Here is an 18,396-nt window from a genome sequence, read left to right as displayed (position 1 = left end):
AAATTTCGTAACCCAATCTATGAGCATTTATATACTCGGAATAGAATCTTCGTGCGACGACACCTCCGCTGCCGTAATCAAAGATCGCAAAATTCTTGCCAATTTCATTGCAAATCAAAATGTTCATAAAGATTTCGGGGGAGTGGTTCCTGAACTTGCCTCCAGGGCCCATCAGCAGAATATCATTCCGGTGATTGATAAGGCCTTGCGAACTGCAAATATAAGTAAAAATCAACTCCATGCAGTGGCATTTACAAATGGCCCCGGATTGCTTGGATCACTTCTTGTGGGTGCCAGTTTTGCCAAAGCCTTTTCCCTTGCGCTGGGCATCCCGCTCATCGAAGTGAACCATATGCACGCTCACATTCTAGCGCTCTTTATTGAGGACGAACACCACCAAAAACATCCCACGTTTCCTTTCCTTTGCCTTACCGTTTCCGGCGGGCATACCCAGATCATGCTGGTACGTGACTATTTCGACATGGAGGTGATTGGGCAGACCATAGACGATGCCGCTGGTGAAGCCTTTGACAAGGCCGCCAAGATCATGGGCCTCCCCTATCCAGGCGGGCCGCTGATCGACAAGTTTGCAAAGGAAGGAAACCCCAATGCATTCTCATTTCCCCATCCCAACATCCCCGACCTCGATTTCAGCTTCAGCGGATTAAAAACCTCCATCCTCTACTTTCTTCGCGACGAGTTGGAGAAGGACCCTGGCTTTATTGAAAAGCACAAAGCCGACCTCTGTGCTTCCATTCAATATACCATTGTCGAAATTTTGTTACGAAAAGTGAAGACAGCCGTCACCGAAACCGGCATTAAACAAGTTGCCATTGCAGGAGGGGTTTCCGCCAACTCCGGCTTGCGCAATGCCTTGCTTAGCCAGGAAGAAAAGGCCGGATGGCAGGTTTACATCCCAAAATTCGAGTACTGCACCGACAATGCCGCCATGATTGCCATCACCGGTTACTTCAAATACCTGCAGGAACAGTTTGCGGGGCAGGAAATCACCCCTTTTACCAGGTTCAAGTCCGCAAAAAGTTAATCTTCCAGGGGAAGATTGATCCGTATAAAACGGTCGTCATAAGCCCGTCTTATAATATGCTGATCGCGATCGTACTGCAGATAATCTACCATCCTGCGTGACTTCTTTGTATGGTCATCCACATATTTGTTCAGCAGGAAATCAAAGATGAACTGGGCGTTCTTACTCCCTGCAAAATCACTGAGCTGGTAAAGATCAGCAAAGCGAACCCGGTAAGGCTGAAATTCATAATTCATCTCACCGGTTAGGATGTTATGCCTGAACTTGCCATCAAAAATATCCCCGGTATATTGCGCACTGTATAACACCTGCATGGGTTGCTCAGGATGATTCAGCTCAGTAAACTCAAACCACTGGCTATGAACTAGGTTCACCTTTTCGAATCCTACCTCATAAACGGTGGTGTCAAGCACGGCATATTGAACCTCCTCGTTCAGATATTCCATGATCTCAATTTGAGCTACCGAAAAAACATAGGCCAAACTGTCAAGGTTGAGAAAAGGCTCCATATCGCCAGGCCCGTAAACTTTTACATCAAAAGCTTCCAGGTTTTTCCGAAGCGATGACATAAACAGGCCAAGAAGCACTGAATCCTTTGCATCCTTGATAAACTGACTCGCCTCCAGGTTCAGGGGATCATATTCCCGGGCAGCCAGACTATCGGGGTGCACCGGGTAATACTTCTTCAGGATAACCTGGGGCGGAAGTAAAAGCACGTGAATGTCCGTCTGCTCGGTAATGAAGGCAGTAGCCAGCTTTCTCTGGCTAGTGCATGAAGCCAGCAAAACAGTCAAAATCATCAGTGCTATGACGTTGAACGATCTCAAATGTTCTTTTCCAGGATTTTCTCCCCGATCAGTTTGCCATAGTCGAAGCAAAGCTGATATTCGTTTTCGTGGGGCGTAAATTTTACAAATATCCCTTCGCCCTGCACATCAAGTTTCAGGTTCGAAAGGTTACCGTTAATAAGCTTGCCGGCCTCACCACTCCAGCCATAGGAGCCAAAGGATCCTGCGATCTTGCCTTTATCCCGGATGGGGCTGATCACTGCAAACAACTTGTAAATGGGCAACAGGATGTTCTGGTTGATGGTTGGGCAACCCACCACGATGCCACTGCTGCGCGCAACGCGCTCATCGACATCACCCAGGGGCATGGTCTCAATGTCGGCCACTTCCACCTCGAAATCGCCAACGCTCTGGATACCCTCTGCAATGGCTTCCCCAAGCTTGCCGGTATTGTGGTAAGCCGAAACATAAGGAATAAAAACGTAATTCTTCTGTGGCGTCTGCAGGGCTTCCCGGGCATACTGCTCCGACAGGTCCACCCATGTCTTCCAGTCCTTCATCAGCAAGGGACCGTGGCCGGTAAGTACCGCTTTGATTTCAAGGGGCCGGATCTTCTCAATGGCTTTCAGCATAAACTTGCTGAACGGTTTCAGAATCACATCAAAGTAATATTTGAAGGCATCTGAAAAGTCACCCACCTGGTCGTCATACATCTTATGATGTGCATAGTGGCAGCCGAACGAATCGCAGGTAAACAGCAACTTATCTTCCTCGAGGTATGTATACATGCTGTCGGGCCAATGCAGGTTAGGGGCCGAAATAAAGCGCAGGGTCATATTGCCCAAGTCAAGGGTATTCCCGTCCTTGGCAATGATATGTTTAAATTCCTTCCCCATAAAATCCTGCAGGTAGCTGATGGCCAGCCTGCTGCCCACTACGGTGGCATTGGGGGCCAGGGCCAGGAGATTAGCCAGGTTCCCGCTATGGTCGGGCTCGGTATGATTCAGGATAATGTATTCTATCTCAGCCGGGTTGGTCAACTTTTTGATCTTTTCCAGGTAAACATCCCAGAACTTCTCCTTGGAAGTCTCAATGATGGCTTTCTTTTCGGCATTGATAAAATAAGAGTTGTAGGTGGTCCCGTATTCTGTTTCCATCACCACATCAAACGTAACAATATCATAATCAAGAATACCGATCCACTTCACGTCGCCGGTAATGTCCAGCACTTCAACATCAGGTCTTTTAGCGTCTTTCATAACTAGGTATATGGTTCAAGGTTTAAGGTTTAAGGTTCAAAGTTCAAGGTTTAAGGTGTCAGTTGTCTTATAAGTGTTGCTTAATATCTCTTAAGTCTCTCATCTTTCATCTCTCTCTTCTCACCTCTTACTTTTTTCTCTTCATAAAGTGCTTCGAGTCGCCCCATTCGCCAAAACCCACTTCGCCACCAGCCATATGGATGCGGGCCTCCAGGCAGCGGCGGCATTCGTCAGCATCCTCATCCAGGCAAGGCTTGTCTTCATACAACAAATAATCTTCCCGGTACTGGGTCGGCGTCAGGTTGGGCATGATAATGTTGGCCCCCACCTTAACGGCCTTTTCACGCCCCAGCGGGTCCAAGGTCTGCATTGCCGTGGTAGCTGCAATGTTAATGTCTTTCATCATGATTCGAAGGACGGCCACCATTTTCAGCGCCAGGTCAAAGCGTTTCTCCTTGGGGAGTAACTGATCCCTGTATTGATACAGGGGCGTATCTTCGTGTTCAATGTAAGGTCCCATCCCCACCATATCGATGTCGTGTTCCCTGAGGAACATCAGGTCATCGGCCAGGTCTTCCACCTTCTGAAAGGGCAGCCCGATCATCACGCCCGAACCCACCTGGTAACCGACTTTGCGCAGCAGGTGCAGGCAGTTCAAACGTGCCTGGTAATCGTGTTTCTTGTTGTGCGGGTGGTATTTCGGATACAGCTCAGGGTTCGATACCTCAATGCGGAGGAGGTAACGGTGTGCACCGGCCTCAAACCAGCGCCGGTAGGTCTCCTCGCTCTGCTCTCCCAGCGAGAGGGTGATACCCAATTCGCCATTGCTCAGGGCCTTGATCTCCCGCAAAAGATGTTCAATGCGGTCCACAAAAGCCTTATCCGAACGCTCGCCCGACTGCAGCACCAGGCTGCCAAACTTGTTTTCCCAGGCATAGCGTGCTGCCTCCAGCACTTCCTGCTCTTCCACCTCATAGCGGTGGGTGTTTTGATTTCCTGCCCGTATACCGCAATACAGGCAGTTCTTCCCGCAAATATTCGAAAACTCGATCAGCCCCCGGTAGTATACCTTATTGCCCACATACTTATCCTTCACCGATGCAGCCTTCTCAAATACCAGCCGACGCTCCTCCCCCTCCGCCGACAACATAGCCACCAGGTCAGCCTTTTCGAGAAATTCCTTTTGCAATATTTCTTTTACCGGTCCAGGCATATATTAAGTCTTCAAATTACAATACAAAAAAATCAAAAATCGCTGAGATTATTCAAAAATCGTTAATCCAGGTTCTGAGATCAAACAACCTCCTCATAACTTCAAACCTTAATTCAACTGCAAAGAGTATAACCTCTTAAACCTCAAACTCCAAATTCAGGACCCCAAACCTCCCTGATCTCAGATTAAGGATTAACAGTTTTTGATTTATGATGTTACCCTAAAACCTTAAACCTAAAACCTTAAACCTTGAACCTTGAACCTTAAACTCCAAACCCCAACCCTCAAGCCTTCACAAACGGCTCCACCGCCCGCTCAAAGATCCCGTGCATCCAGGCAATGGCCATGCCATAGTTGGTAACGGGCACCCCTGCATCCACTGCGGCCTTCAGGCGCCCTATGATCTGCCTGCGGGTGATCACACATCCCCCGCACTGCACCACCAGCGCATAATCAGTGATGGGTCTTGGGGTATCGCCAAGCCCGGCCACCACATCGAAACTCAGATCTTTGCCAGTGAACTTCTTCATCCAGGCAGGGATCTTGTAACGCCCGATGTCATCGCACGAGACATGGTGGGTGCACGACTCCAGGATCAGCACCCGGTCGCCGTCTTTCAGCGACCCGATCTTTGGTGTGCCCTCAATATAATGTTCAAAATCGCCTTTATGGCGGGCCAGCATAATGCTGAAACTGGTCAGAAGGATATCCTTTGGAACGGCTGCATTGGCCTTCTCGAACACCTGGCTGTCGGTCACTGCCAGTTTCGGCCTGGGCTTCAGCTCCCGGATCAGTTCATCCAGACCGTTCTCTTTGACCAGGATCACAGGACAATCGTTGTCAAGCACATCACGGACGGCTTGCATCTGGGGCAGGATCATTCGCCCCTCGGGCGCTTCGGTGTCAATAGGCGTGATGAGCAACACCAGGTCGCCGGGTTTGAGGACGTCACCCAACAGGCTGCGCGAAGTATAGGCCGTCTCGGGCATCACCTTTCGCAGGGTGTCGATCACCTCTTCCACATTCGATGGATGAAGGGCACAAAACTCCAGGGGCACCAAGCCAAAATCCCTTTTTAGCCGCTCCTTTAGCTCCGGAGCAAGGGGATAAAGGTCCGACTTGTTGTGGATCACCATAAATGGCACATCCTGCGCCTGGAAGGAACGGACCAGGTTCTCCTCAAACTCCCCGAAAATGTTTTCGGTGATCAGCAAAATGGCCATGTCCACGGTGCGCAGGGCGGCCAGCGAACGGTTCACCCGCTTCGTACCAAGGTCACCGCTGTCGTCAATGCCAGCGGTGTCTACAAGGATGGCCGGGCCAATGCCCGGCAGTTCCATCGACTTGCGCACCGGGTCTGCCGTCGTGCCCGGCACATCCGAAACAATGGCAATATCCTGCCCTGCAAGCGCATTGATGAACGAGCTCTTCCCGTTGTTGCGCCGGCCAAAGATTCCAATATGGGGTTTATTTTCTCTGCCTTTTGACATAGGTAGCAAAATTTTAGATGCAAAGATACCGAAAAAAATGAGTTGAAGTTAGGGGTTTGGAGTTCCATGTTAGGGATTAGTGGTTAGGGGTTAAGGTTTCAAGCCTGCCTGCCGCAGGAAGGGTTTAAGGTTTAAGGTTCCTTCTGAATTCCCTGTTCATTATCCTTTGTTCTGAGATCAAAAAGCCTTGAATTATTTTTTCCTTTGGATTAGGAATATTGAATTTCGATTTTTGATGTAAATCCTTTAAGCCACTTCATATATCTTCATTCCTTGTTCACTGCCTGCAGACAAAACCGGCTTTAAATTTTTTCAGGTTTATCCCGTTTCCAAAACTTCCTGGTCATTATTCTCAGCCCGAAAAGGCCAATTGGATAATGGAAATTTCTTTTTCTTGAAATAATCATTGTTCCCCCGTTGAATTTTTAATGAAATACAACGAAAAATTTATTATTTTTAAATAATGTAAAACATTTTCCTATCTAAATTGTTAAGGATGAATATTCTTTTGAAAAAACAAAAACCAAAAAAAATGATGAAAAGATTACCCAAAGCAATTTTTTCCATCCTGATATCCCTGTTCTCTTCTTCCGCCTTTGGCCAGGACATCACTTTTGAGGATTTCGTGGGGACATGGCATGGTACATATAGTGACTCATGGGTTAGCAACGCACCGATGACGATGACGATTTTCGAAGATGGTTTTTATACTGAGACTTCCGGTCATATGATGCCATCCATTTATCCTAATACTCAGCAATGCGAATACCAGGCTTCCACAAACAGGTTCCACTGGTGGTATCTTGCCACCGTTTATGCAGGTCAAAGGTTCTATGACCATTTTTACTATGAAGTGGTCTATTTTCAAAACGACACCCTGGAGCTGCATTACAACTTCTGGGATGATCCTGAGCCCCACCCAGAGACAAGTACTATTCGTTTGGTCAAGGCCAGCAACACCCCCCCTCCGGCAAGCCTTGATATCGATTTTGTAAATGATGAAGTGATGCTGGTTTGGGAAACCCCTGAGGGAGAAGGCGTCCAGCTGGCTGAACTGGAAGGCTATAATGTCTACAAAAGTCATGAATCCTCTGATTATGAGCTGGTGGCCTATACCGAAGAAACTTCTTTCCTGATTGAAAATGGCTCAACCGCAGGCCTCAACACCTATTATATTACAGCTGTTTATGATGCAGGCGAATCCCTCCCCTCCGATGAAATACTCATTATTTTCGACACCCCTGAACCCGGAACCCTGGAAGGGGAAGCCGTCGCAGTCACAGATATTAATCTTAAATGGTCAGAGCCCAGCCCGGAATCTGGCCCCATGGCTTCCTTGGAGGGTTACAATGTCTATCATAAATTTGAGGACGGGTCTTTTGAAATCGTAGCGTTTACCGAATCATTGACCTATTCGCACGAAAGCCTGAACAGTGGATCGCATCATTATTACGTGACTGCTGTTTTCGATGGAGGTGAATCCGATCCTTCCAATGAGGTGGAAATTATGCTGGGATCAACTTCTGTTGGTGAGATAAACTCCTCTTCTATTTCCATCTATCCAAATCCTGCAAAAGACCGCATCTTCATTAATACAAACGAAGCCATTCGGAAGATCAGTATTTTTAATTCATTGGGGCAAGTTTTAAAGGCTGTTGAAACGCCTTCAAACCGTCAAAGCATAGATTTAAGTGACTTTGATTCAGGTTTATATATTATCTCCATTCAAACCAACCAAGGCTTCATTTCCAGGAAGTTCTTGGTGAGATAAAAAAGAAGCAGTGATATTCTTTTAGCTGAAGAGCTGGTCGTAATGATCAGCTCTTTTTCATTAACCAATTTGCTGGCTGAGATATTTGTTGGGATTGGCGAGAAACAGCAAAACCCCATTTCTTTCCCAGATTGGGCCGACCGTGGCCCGATTAAACCAATGTCAAAAAAAAATAATGAAATTAGCTTTCTTAACCCCTATTCCCCTCTCGTTCTTTCATCAAGCCTGGTGTTCAAAAAAGCCAGCACTTTTTCTGGAAAGCAAATCAATGATCTGTTCCAACCGACAAATTACCTAACCCCTTCCATCCTGCTCACCATCTCATTGATCCAGATGGGTGCAAATGGCGAGGTGCAGCCTTTTGAGACGGGGTAATCGCGGTAAATGCCCAGGGCATTGCCGATGGCAAGGGCCCTTTGGCGGTGTTGCGGGTGGTGGATGCCGATGTAGGCCAGGGCAAAGTTCATGGTCCACTGCACCTCTGGCGGAGCGGTTGGCATTTCTTTTTCTATGCGGTTCAGCAGCTGTTCCAGATCCAGGCCATCTGCCCCCTTGGCGATCATTTCTGCCGTAAGGGCCCAGCCCGAACGGGCCGCCCAGCGGTCAGCGTCCTCCATCCACTTGGCTCTCAGGACTTCCCGATCCGGATGGTCTTTCAGCACATAGGCATTGAACCAGTCGGCCAGATGCACAAAATCGATGGAGCGCACCAGTTCATCCAAATCATCCGCAGTCAGGGCCCTGTTGTCCACGATCAGGCAGGCCAGCAGGCGGGCATCGATGATTGTTGTTTCCCAGAGCTCCAGCGCCAGGGGGTGGTTCTTTTTGATCTTTTTGGCCAGCGCCCTGATGTCGCCCATCTTAACCCCAAACTGATTATCCCCGGCCCCGTATTTGCGGTTGTGGGCCATCACTTTTTCATTGCTTTGAGCTTTCAACTCCTTCAGAATTTCTGCTGCTGTCATTTCGAATATTGGGGTTGGTAATTATTTAGGAGAATAAAAATAGAAAAATACAGGCAAATGGCAAACCCAGGGGCAAAAGCATTTTCAATCGCTATTCCACCTCTACGGAGTGGATTCCCTTTTTATCATCCTTCCTCCGCAAAAAAGTGAGAATAAAGAAAATATAAGTAAAAAGTAGAAAGTAAAAGTGAAAAGCCTTGGTTAAATGACTGGTTATTTTTACATTTTTATAGGTGTAAATGCCTTAATTTCAATGAATGATACTCACAACTCACCACTCTCTTCTCATCTCTCACTTGTTTTAATCTTTAATTATTTATTCTTCATTTTTATTTTTTAGTTTTTCATTTAACCACGCTCGTACCATCCTCGTGCAAGCCTCGTGCCTGGTTCTTATGTGGCCTTGCCGCACACGACCAAAGAAAGAGTATGAAGGGAATCAAGGGGAGGTCAGGGAAAAATGAAAAGTGAAAAATGAAAAATATGGAGAAAGCCACAGAGGAACACAATTCGAAAAAATCAAATCTACAATTCTTTGAGCACTTGGCGAGGAGTATTTTTTTGGAAATAAATGAAGGTTTTAATGGAAATTGAAGCGGAAAATAAAAAAAATGGGGGTCGATGAAAATTTTTTTATTACTTAATCTGTTGATTATCAATATTTATTAATATTTTGTTTAATTTTTTTTCATTTTTATTAAACAAAATGAAAACAATTGCTGTTTACTGTTCAAACAAACCCAAATAATAAAACCTTAAAAATTGAATCAAATGAAAAAACAAATGATTAACATCGCAACCCGCGCCAACGCCCTTCGCTTTGGCCTTATCATCGCCCTTGGTATTTTCGCCGCTTCCTGCAGCAAGGAAGAAGTTAGCCCTGTAGCTGATATCCCTGGACAGGAAATGAACATTGTTGACAAACTGGCTAGTTTTGAAAACGCCGATAACGGTACCAGTTATGGTTTCCAATCCACCACCCAGCCAATGGACATGGTAGTCCAGGGTGAAAACATTGAAGAGCGCAAAGCCGCCGCTGCCAGCAACAGGCCCACCTTCAGCACCCTGAATGTAGCCCTTGCACGCACCGGTTTGGCCAGTGTGGTTTCCTCGAACCGCCTGACGGTTTTTGCACCCACGGATGCTGCTTTTGCCGAGCTGGGACTGTACCCCAACAACATTGCTTCTGTTCCTAATCTGGCCGACATCCTGTTGTACCACGTGGTAGACGGCGTTGTTACCAGTGACATGCTTAGCAATGGTTTCGTACCTACTGCCAACGGCGCTGCTGTTGAGATCAACCTCGACAACGGTGTATTCGTGAACGATGCACAGGTCATTATGGCCGATATTAAAGCCCGCAATGGCATCATCCACGCCATCGACAAGGTGATGTTCCCCCCCACCATGAACCTGGTGGAACTGGCTCAGAGCTTTGCCCCTGAATTTTCGATCCTGGTTGACGCTGTGATCGCAGCTGGACTGACCGAAGTACTGGCCACCGGCGGACCCTTCACCGTGTTTGCTCCTACCAACGCTGCTTTCGCAGCATTGCTTGAGGAACTGCCTTACGACAGTCTTGACGAGATCCCGGTAGAAGTCCTGACCGAAGTATTGCTCTACCATGTGGTTGAAGGCCGCGTATTCTCGAGCGACCTGGTAAGCGGAACGGTACCCACCCTGAACGGTACTTTCGAAGTGAACACCAGCAACTTCACCATCACTGATTTCAACCAGCGCGAAGCAAACATTGTCACCTCGCTGATCAACATCCAGGCTACCAATGGTGTAGTACATGTGATCGATCGCGTGATCCTGCCCGAACTGAATTAAGAAAACCCCTCCAATCCATAAGTGTTTCATATGCGAGGCCGCCCCGGGAAGTTTTCCCGGGGCGGTTCTTTTTTTTGTGGCCGCGAAAGGCCTTTTTTTAGTTTTGAAAATAAACAGCATATTGACCGGAATTTATACATTTGAAAAGGCAAACGGACAATATTGGATATGAAAGTTTTCCCATTTAAAATCCCCAAGCCCGAGAATGAGCTGGTAAGGCACCAGGTGGACCAGGTCAGTCATTTCTACGACAAGCTGCACCAGCACCCTGAACTTCAGCTCACAGTAATTTTGAAGGGCGAGGGCAGCCTGGTGGTGGGCGATTACATCGGCCGTTTCAGGCCCGGGGAAATCTACCTAATGGGTTCGAACGTGCCTCACGTCTTTCGCAATGATGAGCGCTATTACCGGGAACATTCTTCTCGACAGGCCCACAGTGAGTCTCTGTTTTTCGACCTGGAGCTTTTCGAGCGCAGGCTGGCGGGTATTGCAGAGTTTGAGGGACTGCCTGAGCGGCTGCGCAGCCTCGACGGCTGTTACCGCATCACGGGGCGCCATCATTTCATCCGCAGCCGCATCGTGAAGCTGCGCAATCTCACAGGGCTACAAAAGATCATCCGCAGCTTTGAAGTGCTTGAGCTGATCGTGGAGGGCGATTTGCCGGAGCGTCTGAACTCACTGGGCAGCATCCGCAACTACTCGGCGCATGAGGGCAAACGTATGGAAAATGTGATGCGCTTCCTGATGGAACAAAGCCAGCGGCCCATCACCCTGGCAGAGGTGGCCGGGGTAGCCAGTATGAACAAGGAAGCCTTTTGCCGTTTTTTTAAGGAGCGCACGCGCAAGACCATCACTGAATTCCTCAATGAGGTGCGCATCGCCCGTGCCTGCCAGTTGCTGGGCAACAAGGACCTGACGATGATGCAGGTGGCCGCTGAGTCGGGCATCCCCAACCTTTCCTATTTCAACCGGGTGTTCCGGAAAATCAAGGGCATGACGCCCCGAGAGTTCAGGGCTTCCTACCTTTCGGAAACAGAACCGCCCGGCGACTGATCCCGCCATAAATTTTCCGCGAAAGCGAAACCCCTTTACTCTTCCTTCAGGATGGTCCTGAAGCGGTAGTTGTGCACCGGCTCAGCGGGCAGCAGGTGTCGGATGAAATAATTCCAGCGAACCTTGGTGAAGTAGTCGCCCTGGCTGCGCCCGAAGCTGTGGTTAGCCGAAGGAATGATCAGCATATCGAAGTCTTTCTGGGCACGGATCAGGTATTCGGCCAGTTTGTAGGTGGCCGAGGGGTTCACATTGTGATCTAAGGCGCCGTGGGCAATAAGCAGGCGGCCACGGAGATTGGCAGCGTTGGTGACGTTCGACTGTTCGTGGTAAAAATCGCCCACAGGATATCCCATATACATCTCTGGCCACCAGGCCTTCTCCATGCGGTGGTCGTGGTCAGCGGCCGAAGCCACCCCCACCTTATACACATTGGGGTATTGCAGCATGGCGCGTGCAGCATCGTAGCCCCCGGCCGAATGGCCGTAGATACCCACGCGGGTGGTGTCAATCCAGGGGTGGCGTTCCCCCAGTTGGCTAATGGCGGCCACGTGGCAGTCGAGGCTGAAACCCATCTTTTGATAAGAGATGTCGCGGAAAGCCCTGGAGCGGCCATTGGTGCCCAGTCCATCGACCACCATCACGGCAAAACCAAAGGCCCGCAAGGGGTTCTGGATATTGAGCAGGGCAGCGGAGAAAGACTTGGGAACGCTGGCAGTATGGGGGCCGGTATAGGAATAATCGATGAGGGGATATTTTCGGCGAGGATTGAAATTGAAAGGCCGATAAACAATGCCATAAATATCGGTGATGTCATCGCGTCCCTTGACGGTAAACCGCATCGGGGGCGTCCAGCCATCGGACAGCAGGTCGCTGGCATCGGCTTCACTGATGCGGTACACTTCCCTTCCGTCAGAAAGCTTCCGCAATACTGAAACCGTTGGCAAATCAACCCTGGAGTAGTTATCGACCACAAATTGGCCGCCTGGCGAAAGGCTGAATTCGTGGTGGGCATCCTCTGGCGTCAGCAGGCTTAGTCCCTTACCGTCAAAATTCACACGATAAAGGTGGTTGTAATAGGGATCGCGGCCGGGTTCCCTTCCCGCTGCCACGAAATAAATAACTTTATGATCTTCATCGACATGGAGGACACGCTTCACCACATACTCTCCGCTTGTGACTGGATTGATCAGCTTGCCCGTATTCCATTCGTGCAGGTTCAAATGATGCCAACCGGTTTGCTGAGAACTGAACAAGATCTTATCCTTGCCCACGCGCTCCAGGATCAGGCTGGAGTATTCCACGGACGTGTCGCTGGTTTCGGAGATGAGGGTCTCTACCTGCCCTGTGCCGGCATCCACCCTTATCAGATCGGCTTGCTTATAACCCCTGTGGGCAAAGATGCCAAAGAGGCTTTCGGAGTCTTCGGTCCACTCCAAGGTGAGTCCATTGAAATGGGGCACAGGAGGAATGTCGAAAAATGTTTCATGCCCGCTGGCGAGGTCGAAGAGCACTGGCCGGTACCACACCAGGGTGGTGTCGCCCGGAGAGCCACGGTAGTAGCTGAGCAAACGGGGACGGAACAGGTTATCGACAGAGAAGTCGAGCAGATACATCTTTTCGGCCTTTGAGAGGTCGACCAGATAGGTATAAAGCTTGCGCGAATCAGGAGACCAGCTCACAAAGAAGTTTTCAGGACGCTCGCCGCCCTCGCCTTCCATCAGGTCGTACCAGCCTAAGATACTGGCGTACTCCAGGCTTCTACGGCCAGCGGTGCTGAGTTGTTGCTCCTCCCCTGTCTCAACTTCTCTTACAAAGAGATTGTAGTCGCGGATAAAAGCCTCGTAACGGCCATCGGGCGAAAGACCAGGCTCTCGATCCGTTTCCTCTCTTTCTTCCGGGATGGTAAGCGTTTGAGAGGTAAGGTCGTAGTGGTATGTTCCTCCCCCAATACTGAAGGATATCAAATCGTTAGAAACAAATCGTACCTGATCGAATGGAAGGTCAGAGGGGTCCACTTCCTTTTCCAGTATTTCGCCGAGGGAAGCCGCCAGGCGGCTATGGTTGAAGAGCGGCCGGGTTTTGGGCTCTTCGAGGCTGGTGATAAAAAACCGCTTGCCTTCACGGGTTTGGGTGAAATGCCAGAAACCGCTGCTGTCGGCCAGCCAATGGGGACGCACCTCCAGGTGGTACACCCGCTTGCTGATATTGGGCAATAGATAAGATTCAGCCCGTTCGTAATGGGCTTCGGTGATGGTGATCCCGGGGGAGCAGCCTGCGGCAAGCAAGGCCAGGGCAAATAAGAGGTATAGTTTCTTCATAAAGCCAAAAATAGGGTTAAGCAATAAATCAATATTAGCTTGAATTAACCAAAATGCGTATGAAATTAGCAAGTATGGTACAAAAAAACCATTCTAATTGCGCAATGGCTTAAATTTGTCATTGCAATGTAATGAAAAAAACAGCCTTTCGTTTGAAAGCCTATTCCAAAAAAAAAGGTCAAGGTGCAGGGATTGTTGTTTGACATACGCAGGTACTCGGTGCACGATGGTCCGGGGATACGCACCACGGTGTTCTTCAAGGGCTGTCCGCTGAACTGCCTGTGGTGCCATAACCCTGAGGGCATTAATCCGGAGCCCCAGCCTATCAGGCGCAACCTGCCCCTGAACGGGCAGCAGCAGGTGGTGACAGAGAATGTGGGGCGTTATTATTCGGCCAAAGAGGTGATGACTATCCTGGGCAAAGACCTTTTGTTTTTTGAGGAAAGTGGTGGTGGCGTCACCTTCTCAGGGGGAGAGCCCCTGCAGCAGGCAGCCATTCTGAAGGAGTTGCTGCTCCTTTGCAGGGATGCCGGCATACATACCGCCGTGGATACCTCGGGCCATGCCCCAGAAGAGGTTTTCAATGAAGTTGCCTCGCTGACCGACCTTATGCTATTTGACCTGAAGACTATTGATAAGCGACTGCACGAGACTTATACCGGGGTGGGCAATGAGCTGATCCTGAAGAACCTTAAGTCCCTCCACGGCAAAAGCCCGGCAGTGATCATCCGCATTCCCGTGATCCCCGGCCTCAATGACAGCATCGAAGCGATGGATGCCATCCGGCAGGTGATGCAGGACAGCGGCGCGCGCATCGAAGCCGTCAACCTCCTGCCCCATCACAGGCTGGGAAGGCAGAAGTACGAAGCGCTGGGGATGCAGGAGCCGCCGGCATTCGGGCCGGAGATTTCGAAAGTAGAAATGAAGCGATTGATGGGGGTTTTTGAAGAAATGGGATTCAAGGCAAAAATTGGAGGGTAAAGGGTTGGGGTTTGGGGTTCAAGGTTCAAGGTTCAAGGTTCAAGGTTCAAGAATAATGGAATAGGGATTACTTCAATATCTCAGGCATTCAACCAATCCAATTGGTGGAGGGTGCTGGGTGAAGGGTGTCAGGCAATTTGCTAATCCTCAAATCTGCTAATATCATATTCTCGCCCCATGCCCCATGCTCCATGCCCCATGCTCCATGCAAACAATCCGTGAAATCCGAAAAAATCCGTGTAATCCAATATTATCATGAACGAACGAGTTAAATTTCTCAGAACACAGAGCCTGGAGGCCATCAATACCCTGAACCATGAGCGGGCGGTTTTGGTGACGCAGTTTTATCGTGAGCTGGTGCCGGAAAACGAGCCGGTGCCAGTGCAGCGGGCACTTTGTTTCAGACATATCCTGGCTAACAAAAACCTTTATATCGGTACACAGGAACTGATTGTCGGGGAGCGGGGCCCGGCTCCAAAAGCTACCCCCACTTATCCTGAAGTGACGCTGCATTCACTGGAGGACCTTGATATCCTGGATTCGCGTCCAAAGGTTTCGTTCAAGGTCTCGTCCGAGACGCGCAAGGTGTACGAAGAGGAGATCATTCCCTTCTGGAAAGGGCGCACCAATCGCGATAAGCTGATGAGCCTGATAAGTGCGCGCTGGAAGCGGGCTTATGAAGCGGGCATCTTTACTGAATTCCAGGAACAGCGTGCGCCCGGACATACGGTGCTTGGCCATAAAATGTTTAGTAAGGGGATGTTGGACCTGATTAAAGAATGCGATGCGGCCTTGAACAGGCTTTATTTGGCTACCGATAAGGAAGCACCGGCAAAACATGCGGAGCTGAGGGCGATGAAAATAGCAGCCCAGGCCCTTATTGACTTTGCCTACCGGCATTCCGAAGCCCTGGACGGGATGGCTGCTCAGGAGAATGAGCCCGCGCGCCGGACGGAGCTTCAGCAGATGGCCGCCATCTGCCGCAGGGTTCCGGCTCATGCTCCGCAGACCTTCCACGAGGCCCTTCAGCACTACTGGTTCATCCACCTGGGGGTCATCACCGAATTGAACCCCTGGGATTCGTTTAACCCCGGGCGCCTCGACCAACACTTGATGCCTTTCTATGAGAAGGAAGTGGCAGCAGGCACCCTCGACCGTGAACAGGCCCGCGAACTGTTGCAGTGTTTCTGGGTTAAGTTTAACAACCACCCCGCCCCACCCAAAATCGGCGTCACCGCACTTGAAAGCAACACCTATACCGACTTTGCGCTAATCAACCTTGGAGGGGTAAAGGCGGATGGCAGCGATGCAGTGAATGAGATGACCTACCTCATCTTGGAGGTCATCCAGGAGATGCGCCTGCTGCAGCCCAGCAGCATGGTTCAGATCAGCAAGAAGAATCCCGATCGCTTCATCCACAAGACCCTGGACATCACCCGCACGGGTTTTGGACAACCCTCATTTTTCAATACTGATGCCATTGTCCAGGAGCTGCTAAGGCAGGGCAAGGACATCGAAGACGCCCGCAACGGGGGCGCTTCGGGCTGTGTGGAGACCGGCGCCTTTGGCACAGAGGCCTATATCCTGACAGGCTATTTCAACCTGGCCAAGATCCTAGAGGTGACCCTTCACAATGGCTTTGACCCGCGCACGGGCAGGCAGATCGGCCCCGAGACCGGGGATCCCCTGTCGTTCAACACCTTTGATGACCTGCTAAAAGTCTACCAGGAGCAGATCGGGTACTTTGCCGATGTGAAGATTGAAGGCAACCTGGTCATTGAACAGTTGTTTGCCACACAGCTGCCAGTCCCCTTCCTGTCTTTGCTCATCGACGACTGCATCGCTAACGGCAAGGATTACAATGCCGGTGGCGCCCGCTACAACACCAGCTACATCCAGGGTGTGGGCCTGGGCAGCGTGACCGATAGCCTGACAGCCCTTCGCTACCAAGTATTCGAGCAGGAGACCATAACGATGATGGGGATGCTGGAAGCCCTGGAGAAGAACTTTGAGGATTATGAAGAATTCCGTCGTACCCTGGTTTTTAATACCCCGAAATACGGCAATGATGACGATTATGCAGACCAGCATGCCAGGATTCTATTTCAGTTCTATTATGATGCGGTGGACGGAAGGCCCTGCTACCGTGGGGGCAAGTTCCGCATCAATATGCTGCCCACCACCTGCCACATCTATTTTGGCAGCGTGACAGGTGCTATGCCCGACGGTCGCCTGGCAGGCAAGCCTCTCTCGGAAGGCATCAGCCCAGTGCAAGGCGCTGACCAGAAAGGCCCCACCGCAGTGCTGAAGTCAGCCGCCAAGATCGACCACATCAAAACGGGCGGCACGCTGCTTAATCAGAAGTTCACCCCTTCCTTTTTCGACGATCCCGAAAGCTACCGCAAGCTCACGGCCCTCATCCGCACCTATTTCCGGATGGACGGCCACCATATCCAGTTCAACGTGGTCTCGGCCGATACCCTGCGCGAGGCACAGAAACATCCGGAGAAATACCGTGACCTGATCGTCAGGGTGGCAGGATACAGCGACTACTTCAACGACCTTGGGCAAGACCTGCAGAACGAGATCATCGCCCGCACTGAACACAGCGACGGCTAAGCGGCAGGATGAAATCAGGGACGGTACCCTTCAGCAAATCGCCAGCGGGTGGTAAAGTTTTTTGATAAGGGAGCCTGCAGCAAATACATCCGTAGCAATTCAATGGGGATGTTGTTCTGACGCATGACCTCATCGTGAAATTCGCGGGAGGTTTTTCCGTGTCCAAGCATTTCACGGCTCAGCATCTGAAATTGTATGCCGCCGATCATATAGGCCAGTTGATACAAGGGGTCGTAACGTCCCATAAACGACCTTCTGACTTCGGCTTCGGCGTTAGCCCGTTCATGACCCACCTCCTCCACCAGGAAGTCGATGCATTCTTGCGGGCTCATCTGCCCCAGGTGATACTTCAGGGAGAACAGAATCCGGGCGGCACGGTGTTTGCGCCAGAAGAGGAAACCCATACGGTCCTCAGCCCCTTCTGGTAAGCCCATTTCATATAGCTGGAACTCCCAGTAAAGAGGCCATCCCTCGAGCCAGAATGGGGTTCCAATGAGGCGACGGTAGGGCTTGTAGCGCTGGTTCATAAAACCCTGGAGGTGGTGGCCGGCAATGAGTTCGTGATGCACGGTGGCCTTGCAGAAGTGGGGGTTGTTGCCACGCAGGCTCATCAGCTTGGCCTCGTGCGACATGGAGTTGGTGGGATAGGAAATGATGATCGACTCTCCGCCCAGGAAAAAGGGGTTCATCAATTGGGCCTGGGGCGACATCATCTCCATGCGCCAGGTCTCATTGGCCAGCTCAGGAATGGTCAGCAGATCATTGTCTTCAAGGAAAGCGATGGCTTCTTCGGCCAGGCGTTTGATCATGGCAGGCTGTTCACCGGGTGGCACATACTGACCCTTGACATGCTCGAGGGCAGCGTGCCAATCATCGCCAAAACCCAGCTCGCGCGATGCGGCAATCATCTCATTGCGGCACCATTCCAGCTGCTGTTGCCCGATGGCAATCAACTCTTCGGGGGTATAGGGGATAAACTCAAACTGAAGCCGCTGCATTAAGGCCTCACGGCCAATCGGCTTGCCCACGATCCCGCTGCCGTCGTCTTTCACAGCATCCTC

General features: G+C 50.3%; 13 protein-coding genes. 6 read left to right on the top strand and 7 right to left on the bottom strand.

Annotated elements, in window-relative coordinates; genetic code table 11:
- Positions 1–19 precede the first annotated feature (19 nt).
- Positions 20–1,045, top strand: a complete 1,026-nt coding sequence (gene tsaD, locus V2I46_05785; protein ID MEE4177003.1) for a tRNA (adenosine(37)-N6)-threonylcarbamoyltransferase complex transferase subunit TsaD — start codon at positions 20–22, stop codon at positions 1,043–1,045.
- Here the strand turns inward: tsaD and V2I46_05780 are convergent.
- The 4 genes from V2I46_05780 to hydF all read right to left on the bottom strand — a co-directional run bounded on the left by V2I46_05780 (position 1,042) and on the right by hydF (position 5,795).
- The gene (locus tag V2I46_05780; protein MEE4177002.1) at positions 1,042–1,872 is read right to left on the bottom strand and encodes a hypothetical protein; all 831 of its coding nucleotides are present in this window, start codon (positions 1,870–1,872) and stop codon (positions 1,042–1,044) included. The two genes, tsaD and V2I46_05780, sit on opposite strands and share 4 nt — an antisense overlap.
- Positions 1,869–3,092 (bottom strand): FprA family A-type flavoprotein, encoded by a 1,224-nt coding sequence (locus tag V2I46_05775; GenBank protein ID MEE4177001.1) that lies wholly within the window; start codon positions 3,090–3,092, stop codon positions 1,869–1,871. Before V2I46_05775 ends, V2I46_05780 begins: the two co-directional genes overlap by 4 nt.
- A gap of 127 nt (positions 3,093–3,219) precedes the next feature.
- Positions 3,220–4,305, bottom strand: coding sequence for a [FeFe] hydrogenase H-cluster radical SAM maturase HydE (gene hydE / locus V2I46_05770; GenBank protein ID MEE4177000.1), 1,086 nt, complete (start codon positions 4,303–4,305; stop codon positions 3,220–3,222).
- 284 nt (positions 4,306–4,589) lie between these two features.
- Positions 4,590–5,795, bottom strand: coding sequence for a [FeFe] hydrogenase H-cluster maturation GTPase HydF (gene hydF / locus V2I46_05765; GenBank protein ID MEE4176999.1), 1,206 nt, complete (start codon positions 5,793–5,795; stop codon positions 4,590–4,592).
- A gap of 532 nt (positions 5,796–6,327) precedes the next feature.
- Between hydF and V2I46_05760 the strand changes: the two genes are divergently transcribed.
- Positions 6,328–7,566 carry a T9SS type A sorting domain-containing protein gene (locus tag V2I46_05760; GenBank protein MEE4176998.1) on the top strand — a complete coding sequence of 413 codons (1,239 nt, stop codon included), beginning with the start codon at positions 6,328–6,330 and terminating at the stop codon, positions 7,564–7,566.
- A 290-nt stretch (positions 7,567–7,856) separates the two neighbouring features.
- On the opposite strand, the gene V2I46_05755 is transcribed toward V2I46_05760, so the two are convergent.
- Positions 7,857–8,531 carry a DNA alkylation repair protein gene (locus tag V2I46_05755; GenBank protein ID MEE4176997.1) on the bottom strand — a complete coding sequence of 225 codons (675 nt, stop codon included), beginning with the start codon at positions 8,529–8,531 and terminating at the stop codon, positions 7,857–7,859.
- Positions 8,532–9,302: 771 nt separating this feature from the next.
- Between V2I46_05755 and V2I46_05750 the strand changes: the two genes are divergently transcribed.
- Both V2I46_05750 and V2I46_05745 read left to right on the top strand, forming a co-directional pair.
- A complete protein-coding gene (locus V2I46_05750; GenBank protein ID MEE4176996.1) occupies positions 9,303–10,364 on the top strand; it encodes a fasciclin domain-containing protein in 1,062 nt (353 codons plus the stop codon).
- Between the two features lie 168 nt (positions 10,365–10,532).
- Positions 10,533–11,417, top strand: a complete 885-nt coding sequence (locus tag V2I46_05745) for an AraC family transcriptional regulator (GenBank protein MEE4176995.1) — start codon at positions 10,533–10,535, stop codon at positions 11,415–11,417.
- A gap of 35 nt (positions 11,418–11,452) precedes the next feature.
- Here the strand turns inward: V2I46_05745 and V2I46_05740 are convergent, their stop codons facing one another.
- The gene (locus V2I46_05740; GenBank protein ID MEE4176994.1) at positions 11,453–13,735 is read right to left on the bottom strand and encodes a DPP IV N-terminal domain-containing protein; all 2,283 of its coding nucleotides are present in this window, start codon (positions 13,733–13,735) and stop codon (positions 11,453–11,455) included.
- A 183-nt stretch (positions 13,736–13,918) separates the two neighbouring features.
- On the opposite strand from V2I46_05740, the gene V2I46_05735 reads away from it, so the two are divergent.
- Together V2I46_05735 and hypD are read left to right on the top strand one after the other, a co-directional pair.
- Positions 13,919–14,716: a glycyl-radical enzyme activating protein gene (locus tag V2I46_05735; protein ID MEE4176993.1), complete on the top strand. Its 798-nt coding sequence runs from the start codon at positions 13,919–13,921 to the stop codon at positions 14,714–14,716.
- Positions 14,717–14,971: 255 nt separating this feature from the next.
- On the top strand, positions 14,972–17,335 hold the full coding sequence (hypD, locus tag V2I46_05730) for a trans-4-hydroxy-L-proline dehydratase (protein MEE4176992.1): 2,364 nt from the start codon (positions 14,972–14,974) through the stop codon (positions 17,333–17,335).
- A 14-nt stretch (positions 17,336–17,349) separates the two neighbouring features.
- Here the strand turns inward: hypD and V2I46_05725 are convergent.
- Positions 17,350–18,396, bottom strand: a 1,047-nt coding sequence (locus tag V2I46_05725; protein MEE4176991.1) for a DUF885 family protein, incomplete at its 5' end; no start/stop codon positions are given.

This window comes from Bacteroides sp., assembly GCA_036351255.1.
Lineage (GTDB): Bacteria > Bacteroidota > Bacteroidia > Bacteroidales > UBA7960 > UBA7960.
The sequence above is the reverse complement of the archived record's forward strand: the minus strand, read 5'-3'. Positions and strand labels throughout refer to the sequence as shown.

What these genes read in the sequence shown, in the direction of transcription:
- tsaD (MEE4177003.1), top strand. Translation starts at nt 20, where the DNA reads ATGAGCATTTATATACTCGGAATAGAATCTTCGTGCGACGACACCTCC.
- V2I46_05775 (MEE4177001.1), bottom strand. Translation starts at nt 3,092, where the DNA reads ATGAAAGACGCTAAAAGACCTGATGTTGAAGTGCTGGACATTACCGGC.
- hydE (MEE4177000.1), bottom strand. Translation starts at nt 4,305, where the DNA reads ATGCCTGGACCGGTAAAAGAAATATTGCAAAAGGAATTTCTCGAAAAG.
- hydF (MEE4176999.1), bottom strand. Translation starts at nt 5,795, where the DNA reads ATGTCAAAAGGCAGAGAAAATAAACCCCATATTGGAATCTTTGGCCGG.
- V2I46_05760 (MEE4176998.1), top strand. Translation starts at nt 6,328, where the DNA reads ATGATGAAAAGATTACCCAAAGCAATTTTTTCCATCCTGATATCCCTG.
- V2I46_05755 (MEE4176997.1), bottom strand. Translation starts at nt 8,531, where the DNA reads ATGACAGCAGCAGAAATTCTGAAGGAGTTGAAAGCTCAAAGCAATGAA.
- V2I46_05750 (MEE4176996.1), top strand. Translation starts at nt 9,303, where the DNA reads ATGAAAAAACAAATGATTAACATCGCAACCCGCGCCAACGCCCTTCGC.
- V2I46_05745 (MEE4176995.1), top strand. Translation starts at nt 10,533, where the DNA reads ATGAAAGTTTTCCCATTTAAAATCCCCAAGCCCGAGAATGAGCTGGTA.
- V2I46_05740 (MEE4176994.1), bottom strand. Translation starts at nt 13,735, where the DNA reads ATGAAGAAACTATACCTCTTATTTGCCCTGGCCTTGCTTGCCGCAGGC.
- hypD (MEE4176992.1), top strand. Translation starts at nt 14,972, where the DNA reads ATGAACGAACGAGTTAAATTTCTCAGAACACAGAGCCTGGAGGCCATC.